Below are 17308 nucleotides of genomic sequence, written 5' to 3'. Positions count from 1 at the left end.
CGCGGGATGGAGCAGCCTGGTAGCTCGTCGGGCTCATAACCCGAAGGTCGTCGGTTCAAATCCGGCTCCCGCAACCAGATTCAAAAAAAGGCCACTGTTTCGACAGTGGCCTTTTTTATTGCCTGCTGTTCAGCCAAATGGTTACGAAATCATCATAAACACTTGACAACGTACGGTGAATCCGTAGAATGCGCCCCTCTGACGCGGGATGGAGCAGCCTGGTAGCTCGTCGGGCTCATAACCCGAAGGTCGTCGGTTCAAATCCGGCTCCCGCAACCATATTCGTCAGAACAAGCCCCGCCTATCGCAAGATAGTGCGGGGTTTGTTGCATTCCGGCCCCGTAAAAGCCAATTGCCCCTTCCCCGCTACCTGCCTCCCTTGCCGCGCCCCTGCGGCTGAATGAACTATCTTTAACTATCCTGAAACAGATTAAGCCGTCGGCCCGGAGTAATATTCGGATACGTTTTTCCAAAGGGACTTTCACTTGGCCGTACCTTGCCTGCACCTCGCGCTGACCGCACGAGGCACCCCATGACCGCCCCCACTCCCGAAACCCAGGCACCGCTGACGGCGGCCCTGCCCACGGCTGCCCAGCGCCTGCCCTGGCTGGAGCGCCTGAGCAAGTACCGCCAACCACTGGGGCTGGCAGTGACCCTGGTGCTGTTCGCCATGGGCCTGATCGCCTGTCGCCACCTGCTGAGCGAACTGGACATCTATGCCCTTCACGACGCCATGCTCAGCGTCCCGGCCAATGCACTGCTGGGCGCGGTCCTGGCCACCGTGGTCGGTTTCGTGATCCTGCTGGGCTATGAATGGTCGGCCAGTCGCTACGCGGCCGTGCAACTGCCGCCCCGCACCCTGGTGCTGGGCGGCTTCAGCGCCTTCGCCATCGGCAACGCCATTGGCCTGTCGATGCTGTCGGGCGGATCGGTCCGTTATCGCCTCTATGCGCGCCAGGGTCTGGGCGCCGCGGAAGTCGCGCGCATGACCGTATTCGCCAGCCTCTCGCTGGGCTGCGCGCTCCCGCCCCTGGCGGCACTGGCCACGTTGAGCGACCTGTCTGCGGCGGCGACCGCGCTGCGTCTGCCCGCTCCGCTGCTGGGCGGTATCGCGATCGCCGTGCTGGTCGCCGCCGCCGCCTTGGTGATGGGCCTGTATCGCCGGCGCCTGCCTGAACAACCGCTGGCCGACAACCTGATGGTGCAATTCGGCCGACGCACCCTGCGCCTGCCGGGTGCGCGCCTGACCGCGCTGCAACTGCTGATCACCGCGCTGGATGTCGCCGCCGCCGCCACCGTGCTCTACCTGCTGCTGCCAGAAGCGCCGCCGTTCGGCGCCTTCGTGCTGGTCTACCTGCTCGCCCTCGCCGCCGGCGTGCTCAGCCATGTGCCGGGCGGCGTCGGCGTGTTCGAGGCGATCCTGCTGGCAGCCTTCGCTAACCAGCTGGGTGCCGCGCCGCTGGCGGCCGCACTGTTACTGTACCGGCTGATCTATGTGGTCATGCCGCTGCTGGTGGCCTGTGTGCTGCTGCTGGCCAACGAGGCCCGCCGCCTGATGGTCACCCAACAGGCGATCCGCGCCGCCTCTGGGCTGGCCGCGCCGGTGCTGGCGATCCTGGTGTTCCTCTCCGGCGTGGTGCTGCTGTTCTCCGGCGCCACCCCGGAAATCGACAGCCGCCTGGAACACATGGGCTTCCTGATTCCGCACCGCCTGATCGATGCCTCGCACTTCGGCGCCAGCCTGATCGGCGTGCTCTGCCTGCTGCTCGCCCAGGGTCTGCGCCGACGCCTGTCGGCTGCCTGGCTGCTGACCACGGTGCTGCTGCTGGTAGGCGCGGTGCTGTCGCTGCTCAAGGGCTTCGACTGGGAAGAAGCCAGCCTGATGTGCTTCACCGCTGCCCTGCTCGCCCTGTTCCGCCGCTCGTTCTACCGCCCCAGCCGCCTGCTGGAGCTGCCGTTCTCGCCGGTGTACCTGGTGGCCAGCGCCTGCGTGGTCGGCGCCTCGGTGTGGTTGCTGTTGTTCGCCTACCAGGACGTGCCCTATACCCACAAGCTGTGGTGGCAGTTTACCCTCGACGCCGACGCGCCGCGCGGCCTGCGTGCCGCCCTCGGCAGCGCCGTGCTGTTGGTGATCGTTGCCCTGACCTGGCTGCTGCGCACCGCCCGCCCGGTCATCCACCTGCCGACCGAGGACGAGTTGCAACGCGCCAACCGCATCCTGCTGGCCTCCGACCAGCCCGACGGCGGCCTGGCCCTGACCGGTGACAAGGCGCTGCTGTTCCACCCCAACGACAACGCCTTCCTCATGTACGCCCGCCGCGGTCGCAGCCTGGTGGCCTTGTACGACCCGATCGGCCCGGCCCAGGAGCGCGCCGAGATGATCTGGCAGTTCCGCGACCTGTGCGACCTGCACCATGCGCGCCCGGTGTTCTACCAGGTGCGGGCGGAGAACCTGCCGTTCTACATGGACATCGGCCTGACCGCGATCAAGCTCGGCGAAGAGGCCCGGGTCGACCTGCGGCGCTTCGACATCGAAGCCAAGGGCAAGGAGATGAAGGACCTGCGCTACACCTGGAACCGAGGCGGACGCGACGGCCTGAGCCTGGAGATCCATGAACCCGGCCAGGCGCCACTGGCCGAGCTCAAGGAAATCTCCGACGCCTGGCTCGGCGGCAAGAACGTGCGCGAGAAAGGCTTCTCCCTTGGCCGCTTCAGCCCCGAATACCTGCAGCATTTCCGCATCGCGCTGATCCGCTTCCAGGGCCGTCCGGTGGCCTTCGCCAACCTGCTGGAAACCCACAGCAACGAGCTGGCCAGTCTCGACCTGATGCGCGCGCACCCGGAGGCGCCGAAACTGACCATGGAATTCATGATGGTCGGCCTGATCCTGCACTACAAGAGCCATGACTATGGCCGTTTCAGCCTGGGGATGGTCCCCCTCTCCGGGCTGCAGCCGCGCCGTGGCGCCCCCTTGACCCAGCGCCTGGGCTCGATGGTGTTCCAGCGCGGCGAGCAGCTCTACAACTTCCAGGGCCTGCGGCGCTTCAAGGACAAGTTCCAGCCGGACTGGGAACCCCGCTACATGGCCGTGCCGGCCGGGCTCGACCCGCTGGTGGCACTGGCTGACACCGCCGCCCTGATCGCTGGCGGCCTGACTGGATTGGTGAAACGTTGATGATCCGACGCTATTGGCTGTACGTACTGATTCCCCTGCTGCTGGCCGTGCTGGCCGGCGGCGCGGCCTTCTGGCTGTGGACCCGGCCGGCGCCCGAGGCGCGCCTGGAACACCTCACCCTCGACGACGGCAGCGCCCTGACCCGCGCCACCCCCGGCGTGCATGCCAAGGCCCGGGTGGCCATCGGCGTGCCCCAGGACCAGGCCCTGACCGACAAGCAGCTGCTCGACCTGAGCCAGGCCGGCGAGGCCCAGCTGGTGCAGGTGATCCTGCCGCCCGCCGACTGCGCCAAGCAGCAGGCGGCAATGGACCAGGCCCTCACCCGCCTGGCCGACAATCCGACCCTGGTCGCCGGCATCGGCCCGGGCGCAGCCCAGGCCTGGCGCTGGCTGGCCGCGCAGGGCGACGACAAGGCCCGGGCGATCTCGGTGGACTTCACCGTCGAGCAACCCGGCTGCCAGGCCGCCCTGCCCAAGTCCGCCGCCCACGGCCACTGGAACGTGGCCTGGAACGACAACCCGGATGACGCCAGCGCCGCCTTCGTGCGCGACCAGGCCAACGCCGAGACCAGCATCGCCGACTACGACATCCACCTGCCCCAGGTGCTCAAGGCCCAGCTGACCCAGGCCCTGGTCGGCCACGACGGCAACGCCCTGGCGATTCCGGTGGTGGAAGTCCCGGCTGGGCAGACCACCGACACCGTGACCCTGTTCCTTTCCGGCGACGGTGGCTGGCGCGACCTGGACCGCGACGTGGCCGGCGAGATGGCCAAACTCGGCTACCCGGTGGTCGGCATCGACACCCTGCGCTACTACTGGCAGCACAAGACTCCGGAACAGAGCGCCGCCGACCTCTCTGAACTGATGCAGCACTACCGCCAGAAATGGGGCACCAAGCGCTTCGTGCTGACCGGTTACTCGTTCGGTGCCGATGTGCTGCCGGCCATCTACAACCGCCTCTCCGAGGAAGACCAGAAGCGCATCGACGCGGTGATCCTGCTGGCCTTCGCCCGCAGCGGCAGCTTCGAGATCGAGGTGGAAGGCTGGTTGGGCAAGGAAGGTCAGGAGGCGCCGACCGGGCCGGAGATGGCCAGGTTGCCGGCAGCGAAGGTGGTGTGCATCTACGGTGTGGAAGAGACCGACGAAAGCGGCTGCACCGACAAGACCGCCGTAGGCGAGCGCATGAAGCTGCCGGGCGGCCATCACTTCGACGAGAACTACCCGGCGCTGGCCAAGCGCCTGATCGGTGAGATCGAGACCCGCCAGGGAAAGGCCAACGTCGCTGAGAAATGATAGGGAAAGAGGCAAGCCCGCTCCTACAGGCGACCTCGTCCCTCTGTAGGAGCGGCCTTGTGCCGCGAATGGGCTGCAAAGCAGCCCCGGCAATCTTGAACTGGAGCGGTCATACCCCCAAAAAACGCAAGAACCTTGAAAGGGGTGCCCCTCAAATCTCGACCTGCGTCCCCAACTCGATCACCCGATTGAGCGGCAGGTTGAAGAACCGCAGATTGCCGTTGGCGTTCTTCAGCAGGAACGCAAAGAGGTTCCCGCGCCAGCGCGACATGCCCTCGAGGCGCGAGGCGATCACCGTTTCCCGACTGAGGAAGTAGGTGGTGCGCATCGGGCTGAAGTCCAGTTCGTCCAGGTGGCACAGTTTCAGCGCCGCCGGCACGTCCGGCTCGTCCATGAAGCCAAAGTGCAGCAGCACCCGGAAGAACCCGTCGCCATAGGCCTCCACCTCGAACCGCTCCTGCTCCGGCACCCGTGGCCGGTCTTCGCTGACCACCGTCAGCAGCACCACCTGGCTGTGCAACACCTGGTTGTGCAGCATGTTGTGCAGCAGCGCATGGGGCACGGCATCAGGCCGGGCGGTGAGGAACACCGCGGTGCCCTCGACCCGGTGCGGCGGCTGCACGCGGATGCTGCCGATGAACACCGGCAACGGCAATCCGCCCTCGTCGATGCGCTCGACCAGGATCTGCTTGCCGCGCTTCCAGGTGCTCATCAGCACAAACAGCACGATCCCCGCCAACACCGGGAAGGCACCGCCCTGGACGATCTTCGGCACGTTGGCGGCGAAGAACAGCCCGTCGACGAACAGGAAGCCCACCAGCAGCGGTACCGCCAGCACCGGTGGCCACTTCCACAGCAGCAGCATGACCGCCGAGACCAAGATGGTGGTCATCAGCATGGTACCGGTCACCGCCACGCCATAGGCTGCGGCCAGGGCGCCGGACGACTCGAAGCCGATCACCAGCAGCACCACGCCAACCATCAGCGCCCAGTTCACCGCACCGATGTAGATCTGCCCCTGCTCGTCGCTGGAGGTGTGCTGGATCTGCATACGCGGCACGTAGCCCAGCTGGATGGCCTGGCGGGTCAGGGAGAAGGCCCCCGAGATCACCGCCTGGGAAGCAATCACCGTGGCCATGGTGGCCAGCCCGACCAGCGGCAGCAGCGCCCAACTCGGCGCCAGCAAGTAGAACGGATTGCGCGCCGCCTCCGGGTTTTGCAGCAGTATCGCCCCCTGGCCAAAGTAGTTGAGCACCAGCGCTGGCAGCACCAGGGCGAACCAGGCGCGGGCGATCGGCTTGCGGCCGAAGTGGCCCATATCGGCGTACAGGGCCTCGGCGCCGGTCAGCGCCAGCACCACGGCACCGAGAATGGCCACGCCCATGCCCGGATGAACGATGAAGAAATTCAGCGCCCAGCCCGGGTTGAAGGCCTTGAGTACTTCCGGGCTCTGCGAGATGCCGTGTACCCCCAGCGCCCCCAGCACCACGAACCAGGTGACCATGATCGGGCCGAACAGCTTGCCGATCTTCTCGGTACCGTGCTTCTGCACCAGGAAAAGCGCCACCAGCACCACAAGCGAGATCGGCACCACCCAGTGGTCGATGCCCTCGAAGGCCAGGCCCATGCCCTCCACCGCCGATAGCACCGACACCGCCGGGGTGATCATGCTGTCGCCGTAGAACAGCGAGGCGCCGACCAGGCCGCAGCCGACCATCAGCATGCGCAACCGCGGATACTGCGCCGTGGCCCGCCGCGCCAGCGCGGTCAGGGCCATGGTGCCGCCCTCGCCCTGGTTGTCGGCGCGCAGGATGAACATCACGTACTTGAACGACACCACCCACAGCAGCGACCAGAGGATCAACGACAGGATGCCCAGCACCCCGTCATGGTTGACCTGTACGCCATAACCACCGGTAAAGACCTCTTTGAGGGTGTACAGCGGGCTGGTGCCGATATCGCCATAGACCACCCCCACGGCGGCCACCAACAGGCCCAGCGGCCGTGCCGCGCCCTGCCCGCCTTCGGCGTGACTGCTTGCCTGAACCATCGACCACTCCCGCAGACGGCCATCTAGACCGGTTGAATTCCTACCCGCGCCGGGCCATCCCGGAAGCCCCGGCGCAACGGCGCGAAGCATAGCGCAGCGTTCGTCGTATTTCTGCTGGTAAAGCGACCTTGCGCTCGCTAGAATTGCGCACTTTTTGATCAGAGGCGCCAAAAAGCGCCCATCAAGATCGCCCGCGATTCCAGCCGGGCGACCTGTATTCAATACCGAGGTTAGCCATGTCCACCACTCCCGCCACCCCAAAGGTCGGCTTCGTTTCCCTGGGTTGCCCAAAGGCCCTGGTCGATTCCGAGCGCATCCTGACCCAGCTGCGCATGGAAGGCTATGAAGTCGTGCCTACCTACGATGGCGCCGACGTGGTGGTGGTCAACACCTGCGGCTTCATCGACAGCGCCAAGGCCGAGTCGCTGGAAGTGATCGGCGAGGCGATCAAGGAGAACGGCAAGGTCATCGTCACCGGCTGCATGGGTGTCGAGGAAGGCAATATCCGCGACGTACACCCGAGTGTGCTGTCGGTCAGCGGCCCCCAGCAGTACGAGCAGGTGGTCAACGCCGTGCACGAGGTGGTACCGCCACGCCAGGATCACAACCCGCTGATCGACCTGGTGCCGCCCCAGGGCATCAAGCTGACCCCGCGCCACTACGCCTACCTGAAGATTTCCGAAGGCTGCAACCACAGCTGCAGCTTCTGCATCATCCCGTCGATGCGCGGCAAGCTGGTCAGCCGCCCGGTCGGTGAAGTGCTGAGCGAGGCCGAGCGCCTGGTCAAGGCCGGCGTCAAGGAGATCCTGGTGATCTCCCAGGACACCAGCGCCTACGGCGTCGACGTCAAGTACAAGACCGACTTCTGGAACGGCCGCCCGGTCAAGACCCGCATGCTCGAGCTGTGCGAGGCCCTGAGCAGCCTGGGTGCCTGGGTGCGTCTGCACTATGTCTATCCGTACCCGAACGTCGACGACGTGATTCCGCTGATGGCCGCCGGCAAGATCCTGCCGTACCTGGACATCCCGTTCCAGCACGCCAGCCCCAAGGTGCTCAAGGCGATGAAGCGCCCGGCCTTCGAAGACCGCACCTTGGCGCGCATCAAGAGCTGGCGCGAGCAGTGCCCTGAGCTGGTGATCCGCTCGACCTTCATCGTCGGCTTCCCCGGCGAGACCGAAGAGGACTTCCAGTACCTGCTCGACTGGCTGACCGAAGCCCAGCTCGACCGCGTCGGCTGCTTCCAGTACTCGCCGGTCGAAGGCGCCCCGGCCAACGACCTGGGCCTCGATGAAGTGCCGGACGACGTCAAGCAGGAGCGCTGGGATCGCTTCATGGCGCACCAGCAGGCGATCAGCGCCGCGCGCCTGCAGCAGCGTATCGGCAAGGAGATCGAGGTGCTGATCGACGAAGTCGAGGAGCAGGGCTCGGTCGGCCGCAGTTTCTTCGACGCGCCGGAAATCGACGGCAGCGTGTTCATCGACGGCGACCACGGCTTCAAGCCGGGCGACAAGGTCCGTTGCCGCATCGTCGATGCCGACGAGTACGACATGTGGGCCGAGCCCGTCTGATCGATGCTCGCCTGAAGATACCCCGCCTACTGGCTAATGCCAGTCAGTTAAGCCAATTGGGGTCAGCGTTTGCGCGATCCTGTGGGAGCGGGTTTACCCGCGAAGGGCTGCAAAGCAGCCCCAATAAGTGCGATGAAGCGCTAACTGACAGGCATTAGCCCACTGGCGGGGCAGCCTTTTACATCTATGTTTTCCTCAATGACCCCGAGGATCACAGGATGTCGCCCACCGTCACGCTGCAAACGCCCCACCTGAGCGACTACCCCGAACTGGTGCGGGTGTGGGAGGCGTCGGTGCGCGCCACCCACGACTTCCTGCCCGACGGCTACATCGTGCTGCTGCGTGAGCATGTGCTGCACAAGTACCTCGACGCGGTGATGCTGGTCTGCTGCAAGGATGCCAGCCGACGCATCCTCGGCTTCGCCGGCGTGGCCAGCGGCCGTGTCGACATGCTCTTCGTCGCGCCGCAGTACCGTGGCCAGGGTATCGGCCAGCGCCTGCTGCGGCATGCGGTAAGCGAGCTCAATGCCGAACGCCTGGACGTCAACGAACAGAACCCGCAGGCCCTGGGCTTCTATCTGCACGAAGGCTTCGAGGTGTACGGGCGCTCGGAAACCGACGGCCTGGGGCAGCCCTATCCCCTACTGCACATGAGGCTTGTTCGTACAACGTCCTAGGACGCGAACCAAGGAAACCATCGCCCCGCTCCGAATTGGCGGAAATGACATCGATTTGCAGCCGCTAACCTGCGCAGGCAGGTACAATGAAAGCTTTCCCTGCCGCGTGATGCCCGTGTCCATGTCCGAACCCATTCGTCTTTCCAAACACCTTATCGAACAGCTTGGCTGCTCTCGCCGAGAGGCCGAACTGTACATTGAAGGAGGCTGGGTCACGGTCGATGGCCAGGTCGTCGAGCAGCCGCAGTTCAAGGTCGCCGGGCAACGCGTTGAACTGCTCCCGGGTGCCCGTGCCGAAGCGCTGGAGCCGGTGACCCTGCTGCTCAACCAGCCGCTCGGACAGGACACCGCCAGCGCCCAGGCAGGCATGAGCATGGCCAGTCTAAGTGAAGCGCACCGCGAAGGCGTGCGCGCGCTGCACGGGCACTTCGTCCGCCAGGCCTGTGTCGCTCCGCTACTGCCCGGCGCCAGCGGCCTGCAACTGTTCACCCAGGATTGGCGGGTGACCCGCAAGCTCGACGCCGACCTGCGCCGCATGGAGCAGGAATACATTGTCCAGGTCAGCGGCCAGGCCAAGCCGGGGGCTCTCGACCGCCTGGCCCGCGGTGTCGAGCGCAAGGGCGTCGAACTGCCGAAGGCCAAGGCCAGCTGGCAGAACGAGCAACACCTGCGCATGGTCCTGAAGAACCCGCAGCCCGGGTTGATCGAACAACTGTGCGAGACCGCCGGCCTCAAGGTCCTGGCGATGCGCCGCATTCGCCTGGGCGGCGTGTCGATGGGCAAGCTGCCAGTGGGCCAGTGGCGCTATGTGGCCGCCACCGAACGCTTTTAGCATTACCGCCGCGCAATGACTGACGCGGCAACAGAACAGGATTCGCTGCAATGAACCACAACGATGTACTGCGCAGCCTGCGCTACATGCTCAAGGCCAACGACCAGAAGCTGGCCGAGATCATCAAGCTCTCGGGCCTGGAGGTTTCGGTCGAGGCCATCGCCGGCTACGTCAAGAAGGAAGAGGAACCCGGCTTCGTGCTCTGCCCGGAGAAGGTCATGGCGCACTTCCTCGACGGCCTGGTAATCCACCGTCGCGGCCGTGACGACAGCCGTCCAGCGCAGCCGATCGAAGTGCCGGTGACCAACAACACCGTGCTCAAGAAGCTGCGGGTGGCCTTCGAGCTGAAGGAAGACGACCTGCACGCGGTGCTCAAGTCGGTCAACTTCCCGGTATCCAAACCTGAGCTCAGCGCATTGTTCCGCAAGGTCGGCCACGACAACTACCGCCCCTGCGGCGACCAGTTGCTGCGCAACTTCCTCAAGGGCCTGACCCTTCGCGTGCGCGGCTGAGCCAGGATGCAGCATACCGTCTCGCCGGTCGGCATTGTCCGCTCCTGTTTCAAGGAGAAGTTCGCCATCCCGCGCCAGCCCCAGCTGGCGCCGGCCGCCCGTGGCGTGCTGGAGCTGCTGCCGCCCTTTGACCAGGGCGATGCCGTCGAAGGGCTGGAGCAGGTCAGTCATGTGTGGCTGCTGTTCCTGTTCCACCAGGCACTGGAAGACAAGCCACGCCTGAAAGTGCGTCCACCGCGCCTGGGCGGCAACAAGAGCATGGGAGTGTTCGCCACCCGGGCCACCCACCGGCCCAATGGCATCGGTCAGTCGGTGGTGCGCCTGGAAGGCGTCGAGCCGGGGCGTCTGCTGCTGTCGGGGATCGACCTGCTGGACGGCACCCCGGTGCTGGATATCAAGCCTTATGTGCCCTATGCGGACAGCATTGCCGGCGCGAGCAACCTGATGGCCAATGATGCTCCAGAGGCGATTGCCGTCGAATGGAGCGAAAGCGCCCTGCCCCAAGCCCGCGACCATGCACTGCGCCTGGATCAGCCACTGGTGGAGCTGATCGAACAGTGTCTTGCGCAGGACCCGCGACCGGCCTACCAGGTACCGCCTGCGGAGCGGGTCTACGGGGTAAAGTTCTGGGATGTGCAAGTCAGGTGGCACTACCCGCAACCGGATCGGATCCGGGTGCTGGAAGTGGTGCGGGAAAGCTGAAGCTCTTTCGTTTTCAGGCCAGGCCTCTTCGCGGGTAAACCCGCTCCCACAGGTTGCGCAAAATCTGTGGGAGCGGGTTTACCCGCGAAGAGGCCGGCACCGCCAACCTAGATCCTGCAGGCATAAAAAAACGCAGACCCAGGTCTGCGTTTTTCGTCACCGCGATTCGACTTACTTCTCGACGAACGCACGCTCGATCAGGTAGTCACCCGGCTCGCGCATGCGCGCGGAGATCTTCAGGCCGAAGCTGTCCAGCACTTCGCTGGTCTCGTCGAGCATGCTCGGGCTGCCGCAGATCATCGCGCGGTCGTCCTGCGGGTTGATCGGTGGCAGGCCGATGTCGCTGAACAGCTTGCCGCTGCGCATCAGGTCGGTCAGGCGGCCCTGGTTCTCGAACGGCTCGCGGGTCACGGTCGGGTAGTAGATCAGCTTGTCACGTACGGACTCACCGAAGAACTCGTTCTGCGGCAGGTGCTCGGTAATGAACTCGCGGTAGGCCACTTCGTTGACGTAGCGCACGCCGTGAACCAGGATCACTTTCTCGAAGCGCTCGTAGGTCTCCGGGTCCTGGATGACGCTCATGAACGGCGCCAGGCCGGTGCCGGTGCTCAGCAGGTACAGGTGCTTGCCCGGGTTCAGGTCATCGAGCACCAGGGTACCGGTAGGCTTCTTGCTGATGATGATCTCGTCGCCTTCCTTCAGGTGCTGCAGCTGCGAGGTCAGCGGGCCGTCCGGCACCTTGATGCTGAAGAACTCCAGGTGCTCTTCCCAGTTCGGCGAGGCGATGGAATAGGCGCGCATGAGCGGACGGCCGCTGTCCTGCTGCAGGCCGATCATCACGAACTGACCGTTCTCGAAGCGCAGGCCCGGGTCGCGGGTGCACTTGAAGCTGAACAGGGTGTCGTTCCAGTGGTGCACACTGAGGACACGTTCGTGGTTCATGTTGCTCATCGATGGGGCTCCTGAAGGAAAACGCGGCGCGCGCAAGACGCGCAGTTGCGCGATAGTTTAGGGGCAGCGACAATATCTGTTAACTGAATTATCAAGATATGTGTTATCGGTTATATAGATATGCGATTCACACTCCGTCAGCTCCAGGTATTCGTCGCCGTCGCCCAGCACCAGAGCGTGTCGCGGGCCGCCGGCGTCCTCGCCTTGTCGCAATCTGCGGCAAGTACATCGATCACCGAACTGGAGCGCCAGTCCAGCTGCCAGCTGTTCGACCGTGCCGGCAAGCGCCTGAGCCTCAACGCTCTGGGCCACCAGTTGCTGCCCCAGGCCGTGGCCCTGCTCGACCAGGCCAAGGAAATCGAAGACCTGCTCAACGGCAAGTCGGGCTTCGGCTCGCTGGCCGTCGGCGCCACGCTGACCATCGGCAACTACCTGGCCACCCTGCTGATCGGCAGCTTCATGCAGGTGCACCCGGAAAGCCAGGTCAAGCTGCACGTGCAGAACACTGCGCATATCGTGCAACAGGTCGCCCACTATGAAATTGACCTGGGTCTAATCGAAGGCGACTGCAACCACCCCGATCTCGAGGTGCAACCCTGGGTGGAGGATGAACTGGTGGTGTTCTGCGCGCCCCAGCATCCCCTGGCCAAGGTCGGTCATGCCGGTATCGAGCAGTTGTCCCATGAAGCCTGGATCCTGCGTGAGCAGGGCTCGGGCACGCGCCTGACCTTCGACCAGGCCATGCGCCATCACCGCGCCAACCTGAATATCCGCCTGGAGCTGGAACACACCGAAGCGATCAAGCGCGCCGTGGAGTCGGGCCTGGGCATCGGCTGCATCTCACGCCTGGCCCTGCGCGATGCCTTCCGCCGCGGCAGCCTGGTGCCGGTGGAAACTCCGGCCCTGGATCTGGCGCGGCAGTTCTACTTCATCTGGCACAAGCAGAAGTACCAGACCTCGGCCATGCGCGAGTTCCTCGAGCTGTGCCGCAGCTTCACCGCCGGCGTGCGGCGCAGCGACGAGATCGTGCTGCCGCCGATCGCCTGAGCGCTCAACCGAGCAGGATCACGCCCCAGACCACCGCGACCATGCTCATGGCCACCAGCTGCGCGGCGCTGCCCATGTCCTTGGCGTTCTTCGACAGCGGGTGGCGATCGAGCGAGATGCGGTCGATGGCCGCCTCCACCGCCGAATTGAGCAACTCGACGATCAGCCCCAGCAGGCACACGGCAATGAGGATCGCCCGCTCAGCGCGGCTGACCGGCAGCCAGAAGGCCAGCGGCACCAGCAGCACGTTGAGCAGCACCAGCTGGCGGAAGGCGGCTTCGCCCTTGAAGGCGGTGCGCAGGCCGTCCAGCGAATAGCCGGCGGCGTTGACGATACGTTTGAGGCCGGTCTGGCCTTTGAATGGCGACATGTGTGTCCGTCACTTCACCGGAGATAAGGTCGGCAGGCTAGTGCCCTGTCTCGGAAATACGTTCTCTTTTGGCGAGTGGCTTGGGTGTCCGGCCAAGGCGCCGCGACGAGTCATAGCAGGGCTATGGCGAGGAGTGGCAACGCCGGCCGGGCGCCCAAGACGCCGCCAAAAGTGAACAGCCTATTTCCGAGACAGGACACTAGTCCAGTCGGAGTCAAAAAAGCGTGAATGCACGGGTACTTAGCTGGCCGAAACCGATTCAAGTTGTTGCAGCAGCAGCGCCGCCTGGGTTCGCGTGCGCACCCCCAGCTTGCGGAAGATCGCCGTCACGTGGGCCTTGATGGTCGCCTCGGAAACACTCAGTTCATAGGCGATCTGCTTGTTCAGCAGTCCTTCGCAGACCATGGTCAGCACGCGGAACTGCTGCGGGGTGAGGCTGGCCAGGCCTTCGCTGGCGGCCTTGGCCTCGGCCGACACATCAACCTTGTCAAAGGCCTGCGGCGGCCACCAGACATCGCCGTCGAGCACGTTGCGCACCGCTTCCTGGATCTTGCTCAGCTCGCTGGACTTGGGAATGAAGCCGCTGGCGCCGAATTCGCGGGACTTGACCACGACGGCTGCCTCCTCCTGGGCCGAGACCATCACCACCGGGATCTGCGGGTACTGGCCGCGCAGCAGGACCAGGCCGGAGAATCCGTAGGCGCCGGGCATGTTCAGGTCCAGCAGGACCAGGTCCCAGTCGGCTTTCTCGGTGAGGCTGGTTTCCAGTTCGGCGATGCTCGCCACCTCGACCAGACGCACGTCCGGGCCCAGGCCGAGGGTAACGGCCTGGCGCAGTGCGCTACGAAACAGCGGGTGGTCATCGGCAATCAGGATTTCGTATGTGGCCATCGATCTATGGATCCTGTTCTGTGCCAGGCGCAGGGGATACGGGAGACGCCTGGCGGGCAACTCATGGCGCGAACGGCAGGGCCGCCGGCCGGGATGGCACGGCGAAGTCCGGGGTAACAGCAGCTTCGTCGTGCCCGAAGCGGCGCCAAGGATGCCGAGCACGCCCCGGGTGGTCAAGCCAATTGCCCGGTCGAACCCGCCTACCCTGGCTGCCAGCCCCGACAGTATGAACCAATCCGTGGCGCCTGCCCCTTGGACTATAGGAAGGTATGCAAACGCTGGTGGACCTCGTCCTGCTCGTCCAGCGGCAGGCGTCGCTTGCCACTCAGGTAGTGCAGGCTGAAGACGTCCAGGTAGGCGTCCAGGGCCTGCGAGGCCTGGCCGTCGCCGGCCAGTTCCAGGCACATGGCGGCCACTTCGGCGGTGCAGAAGTGATCATCACGCTTGGAACGGCGCAGGCGGTAGCGCGACATCTGCTCGGGCTGCAGGCTCAGTACCGGGAAACGGTCGAGGTACGGGCTCTTGCGGAACATCTTGCGCGCCTCGGTCCAGGTGGCGTCGAGCAGGATGAACAACGGGCGCTTGCCCGGCTCGCGCGCGACTTCGCTGACCACGCGCTCCTCCTTGACGAACTCGCCCGGAAAGACGATGTAGGGCTGCCAGCGAGGGTCGTCCAGCAGCGCCAGCAGCCCCTCGTCCACCGAGGTGCGCAGCCAGCCGAAGGCCGAGGTGTCCTCGATCACATCGGCGATCAGCCAGCCGGTGTTGGTCGGTTTCAACGGCTCGGTGTCGTGCATCAGCAGGCACATGCCGGACTCGGCCGGCACCCGGGGTTTCCAGGCGCACAGGCAGTGCGTGGCGATCACCCGGCAATCCGGGCAGCGCTCGGCGCGCGAGCCTCGGGCGACAAAGGGTTTGATGCTGCGCGCCAGGCGCTCGGCGCGCAGGCGCGCTACCGCGTGGCTCATGGCAGCAGGCCTTGGCAGGGAAGTGGGAGGGGCACGGCGACGACTCGATGAAAACAAAGCGCCCAGTCTACCAGAGCGCACGTCATTTGCCGTGCAGCCAGCGGCGCCGCTCCTTTATAATCGCAGGGTCTGGCGGCCTGGAAACCCTGCGGTTTCAGGGAACGCCGCCCGCCGGCGCTGGTCAAAGCGCCAGTCATCGAACCAGGAGAGATCCATGCTGCGTCTTATCGTCCCGACCCTGAGCCTGCTGCTCGCCCTGCCGCTGGCCGCCCAGGCTGCGTCCAAGCAGGAGTACGAGCTGAACCAGATGCTGCAGAAGGTCGCCAAGGAAAGCAGCGTCGGCACCCCGCGGGCGATCAACGAAGACATCCTCGACCAGGGCTACACCGTCGAAGGCAAGGCACTGGTCAATCACCTGAGCGTACGCCAGGAGCATGCCCAGCGCATGCAGGGCAATCCCGCGCAGGTCCGCAGCCAGCTGGGTGACAGCGTGTGCCGCAACAACGGCTACCGCCAGCTGATGTCCAAGGGCGCCGTGATGGTCTACCGCTTCACCGTCTACAAGACCAACCAACCGGTCATGGACCAGGCCTTCGACGCCGCCAGCTGCACGGCCGGTAACAAGAAGAAGTGATTCAGACCAACTGATCGCTGTTTCTGGCGCGCCGTTGCTCATCATCGGCGCGCAACTCGGCCAGCAGCGCCTGCAGGTAACGCGAATGCGCCTCGGCGCCCTGCAGGCGGCGCAGGCACTCCCCTTCCAGGCTCAGGTGATGAACCCTGGCCTCGTGCTCGAGCAACTGCAACAGTTGCCCATCCACTTCGATCTCCAGCCGGTGCATACCGCCACCTCGCCGCCTCGCCCTTCTGCCCCCAGTTAACCAAAGCCCCGCCATTGCTGAATCCCGCCTGACCGGCGGTAGCGCGCGTCTGTGGCGGCACGAAGCCGCGCCAGCGTCTAGATTGATAACGAGCACCCATAACAACGACAACGCGATGGAATTGCCACTGCAACATGGCCTTGAAGGCCCACTGCAACGCTCGGGGGGCACACTCGAGCCACAGCAGCCAGCGACACACGCAGTGTCGCGGCCGGGACACACCATCGACCCGGTCAGAGGTTTTGCTGCAGAAGGAGACGTTGAATGCCTTACCAATCGAACGAGCTGCTGTTCAACCATTTCAGGGACAACGGCATCGACCTGAGCAAGATCGACGAGCAACTGCAGCTGGTCGCGCCGAACAGTCCCAACCTGCCGTTGTACCGCGACATGCTGCTGACCGTGCTGCGCATGGCCCACGACGACCGCAACCGCTGGAACGCCAAGATCACCCTGCAGGCCCTGCGCGAACTCGACCATTCGTTCCGCACCCTTGAGCACTACAAGGGCCGACGCAAGGTCACCGTGTTCGGTTCGGCGCGCACACCAATGGAACACCCCATGTACGCGCTGGCCCGGGAGTTGGGTGCGACGCTGGCACGTTCGGACCTGATGGTCATCACCGGCGCCGGCGGCGGCATCATGGCCGCCGCACACGAGGGCGCCGGAGCCGACCACAGCCTGGGTTTCAACATCACCCTGCCGTTCGAACAGCACGCCAATGCCACGGTCAATGGCACAGACAAGCTGCTGCCGTTCCATTTCTTCTTCATCCGCAAGCTGTTCTTCGTCAAGGAAGCCGACGCGCTGGTGCTCTGCCCAGGCGGCTTCGGCACCCTCGACGAGGCGCTGGAGGTGCTGACGCTGATCCAGACCGGCAAGAGCCCGCTGGTACCGGTGGTGCTGCTCGACTCACCCGGCGGCAGCTTCTGGCAGGACGCCCTGGCCTTCATCAGTCGCCAGCTAGAAGAGAACCGCTACATCCTGCCCAGCGACCTCAAGCTGGTGCGCCTGGTGCACAATGCCGACGAAGCGGTCGAGGAGATCAACCAGTTCTACAGCAACTACCACTCCAGCCGCTGGTTGAAGAACCAGTTCGTGATCCGCATGCACCATCCCTTGAGCGAGGCAGCCCTGCATGATGTCGAGGAAGGCTTCGCCGACCTGCGCCTGAGCGGCAGGTACCATCAGCAAGCGGACAGCGGCGCCGAACACGAGGAAGGCAACTTCAGCCACCTGACACGCCTGACCTTCGCCTTCAACGGGCGCGACCAGGGCCGTCTGCGCGAACTGGTGGACTTCATCAACCTGCCGGAAAACTGGGCCAAACCCCAGCCGATGCACACCACCCAGCGCGCCCGGGAAGCCTTGCGGGTCAGCTGAACGCAAAAT

General features: G+C 64.9%; 16 protein-coding genes and 2 tRNA genes. 12 read left to right on the top strand and 6 right to left on the bottom strand.

What is annotated here, in order from left to right:
• The 4 genes from LU671_RS21695 to LU671_RS21680 all read left to right on the top strand — a co-directional run bounded on the left by LU671_RS21695 (position 1) and on the right by LU671_RS21680 (position 4467).
• A tRNA-Met gene (locus LU671_RS21695) sits at positions 1-77 on the top strand.
• Positions 78-202: 125 nt separating this feature from the next.
• Positions 203-279, top strand: a tRNA-Met gene (locus tag LU671_RS21690).
• 253 nt (positions 280-532) lie between these two features.
• A complete protein-coding gene (gene mprF, locus LU671_RS21685) occupies positions 533-3175 on the top strand; it encodes a bifunctional lysylphosphatidylglycerol flippase/synthetase MprF (RefSeq protein WP_232856853.1) in 2643 nt (880 codons plus the stop codon).
• Positions 3175-4467, top strand: coding sequence for a virulence factor family protein (locus tag LU671_RS21680; protein WP_232856851.1), 1293 nt, complete (start codon positions 3175-3177; stop codon positions 4465-4467). The genes mprF and LU671_RS21680 overlap by 1 nt, the downstream gene beginning before the upstream one ends.
• 151 nt (positions 4468-4618) lie before the next feature.
• Here the strand turns inward: LU671_RS21680 and LU671_RS21675 are convergent, their stop codons facing one another.
• Positions 4619-6517: a potassium transporter Kup gene (locus LU671_RS21675; protein ID WP_232856849.1), complete on the bottom strand. Its 1899-nt coding sequence runs from the start codon at positions 6515-6517 to the stop codon at positions 4619-4621.
• 236 nt (positions 6518-6753) lie between these two features.
• Here LU671_RS21675 and rimO point away from each other — a divergent pair, with 236 nt between their 5' ends.
• The 5 genes from rimO (at position 6754) to tsaA (ending at position 10808) form a co-directional block, all read left to right on the top strand.
• Complete coding sequence (rimO, locus tag LU671_RS21670) at positions 6754-8085, top strand: 30S ribosomal protein S12 methylthiotransferase RimO (protein ID WP_232856847.1); 1332 nt, start codon at positions 6754-6756, stop codon at positions 8083-8085.
• 218 nt (positions 8086-8303) lie between these two features.
• The gene (locus LU671_RS21665; RefSeq protein WP_232856845.1) at positions 8304-8762 is read left to right on the top strand and encodes a GNAT family N-acetyltransferase; all 459 of its coding nucleotides are present in this window, start codon (positions 8304-8306) and stop codon (positions 8760-8762) included.
• A gap of 121 nt (positions 8763-8883) precedes the next feature.
• On the top strand, positions 8884-9594 hold the full coding sequence (locus tag LU671_RS21660) for an rRNA pseudouridine synthase (protein WP_232856843.1): 711 nt from the start codon (positions 8884-8886) through the stop codon (positions 9592-9594).
• Positions 9595-9644: 50 nt separating this feature from the next.
• The gene (locus LU671_RS21655; protein WP_203651209.1) at positions 9645-10106 is read left to right on the top strand and encodes a DUF1456 family protein; all 462 of its coding nucleotides are present in this window, start codon (positions 9645-9647) and stop codon (positions 10104-10106) included.
• Between the two features lie 6 nt (positions 10107-10112).
• Complete coding sequence (gene tsaA / locus LU671_RS21650; RefSeq protein WP_110738447.1) at positions 10113-10808, top strand: tRNA (N6-threonylcarbamoyladenosine(37)-N6)-methyltransferase TrmO; 696 nt, start codon at positions 10113-10115, stop codon at positions 10806-10808.
• A 171-nt stretch (positions 10809-10979) separates the two neighbouring features.
• On the opposite strand, the gene fpr is transcribed toward tsaA, so the two are convergent.
• A complete protein-coding gene (gene fpr, locus LU671_RS21645) occupies positions 10980-11759 on the bottom strand; it encodes a ferredoxin-NADP reductase (RefSeq protein WP_046856781.1) in 780 nt (259 codons plus the stop codon).
• 120 nt (positions 11760-11879) lie between these two features.
• Here fpr and finR point away from each other — a divergent pair, with 120 nt between their 5' ends.
• Positions 11880-12806, top strand: coding sequence for a LysR family transcriptional regulator FinR (gene finR / locus LU671_RS21640; RefSeq protein WP_110738445.1), 927 nt, complete (start codon positions 11880-11882; stop codon positions 12804-12806).
• 4 nt (positions 12807-12810) lie between these two features.
• On the opposite strand, the gene LU671_RS21635 is transcribed toward finR, so the two are convergent.
• The 3 genes from LU671_RS21635 to LU671_RS21625 form a co-directional block, all read right to left on the bottom strand.
• Positions 12811-13176, bottom strand: coding sequence for a diacylglycerol kinase (locus LU671_RS21635; RefSeq protein WP_198744388.1), 366 nt, complete (start codon positions 13174-13176; stop codon positions 12811-12813).
• 240 nt (positions 13177-13416) lie between these two features.
• A complete protein-coding gene (gene erdR / locus LU671_RS21630) occupies positions 13417-14067 on the bottom strand; it encodes a response regulator transcription factor ErdR (RefSeq protein WP_203651208.1) in 651 nt (216 codons plus the stop codon).
• A 257-nt stretch (positions 14068-14324) separates the two neighbouring features.
• Positions 14325-15035, bottom strand: coding sequence for a tRNA-uridine aminocarboxypropyltransferase (locus LU671_RS21625; RefSeq protein WP_050704454.1), 711 nt, complete (start codon positions 15033-15035; stop codon positions 14325-14327).
• Positions 15036-15249: 214 nt separating this feature from the next.
• On the opposite strand from LU671_RS21625, the gene LU671_RS21620 reads away from it, so the two are divergent.
• On the top strand, positions 15250-15669 hold the full coding sequence (locus tag LU671_RS21620) for a quorum-sensing-regulated virulence factor family protein (RefSeq protein WP_232856841.1): 420 nt from the start codon (positions 15250-15252) through the stop codon (positions 15667-15669).
• A 1-nt stretch (position 15670) separates the two neighbouring features.
• Here the strand turns inward: LU671_RS21620 and LU671_RS21615 are convergent, their stop codons facing one another.
• Complete coding sequence (locus LU671_RS21615; RefSeq protein ID WP_232856840.1) at positions 15671-15877, bottom strand: hypothetical protein; 207 nt, start codon at positions 15875-15877, stop codon at positions 15671-15673.
• Positions 15878-16180: 303 nt separating this feature from the next.
• Here LU671_RS21615 and LU671_RS21610 point away from each other — a divergent pair, with 303 nt between their 5' ends.
• Positions 16181-17299, top strand: coding sequence for an LOG family protein (locus LU671_RS21610; protein ID WP_232856838.1), 1119 nt, complete (start codon positions 16181-16183; stop codon positions 17297-17299).
• The last annotated feature ends 9 nt before the right edge of the window (positions 17300-17308 follow it).

The organism is Pseudomonas sp. NMI760_13, assembly GCF_021283245.1.
In the GTDB taxonomy this organism is placed as follows: Bacteria; Pseudomonadota; Gammaproteobacteria; order Pseudomonadales; family Pseudomonadaceae; genus Aquipseudomonas; species Aquipseudomonas peradeniyensis.
This window is presented reverse-complemented; position numbering and strand designations above follow the sequence as displayed.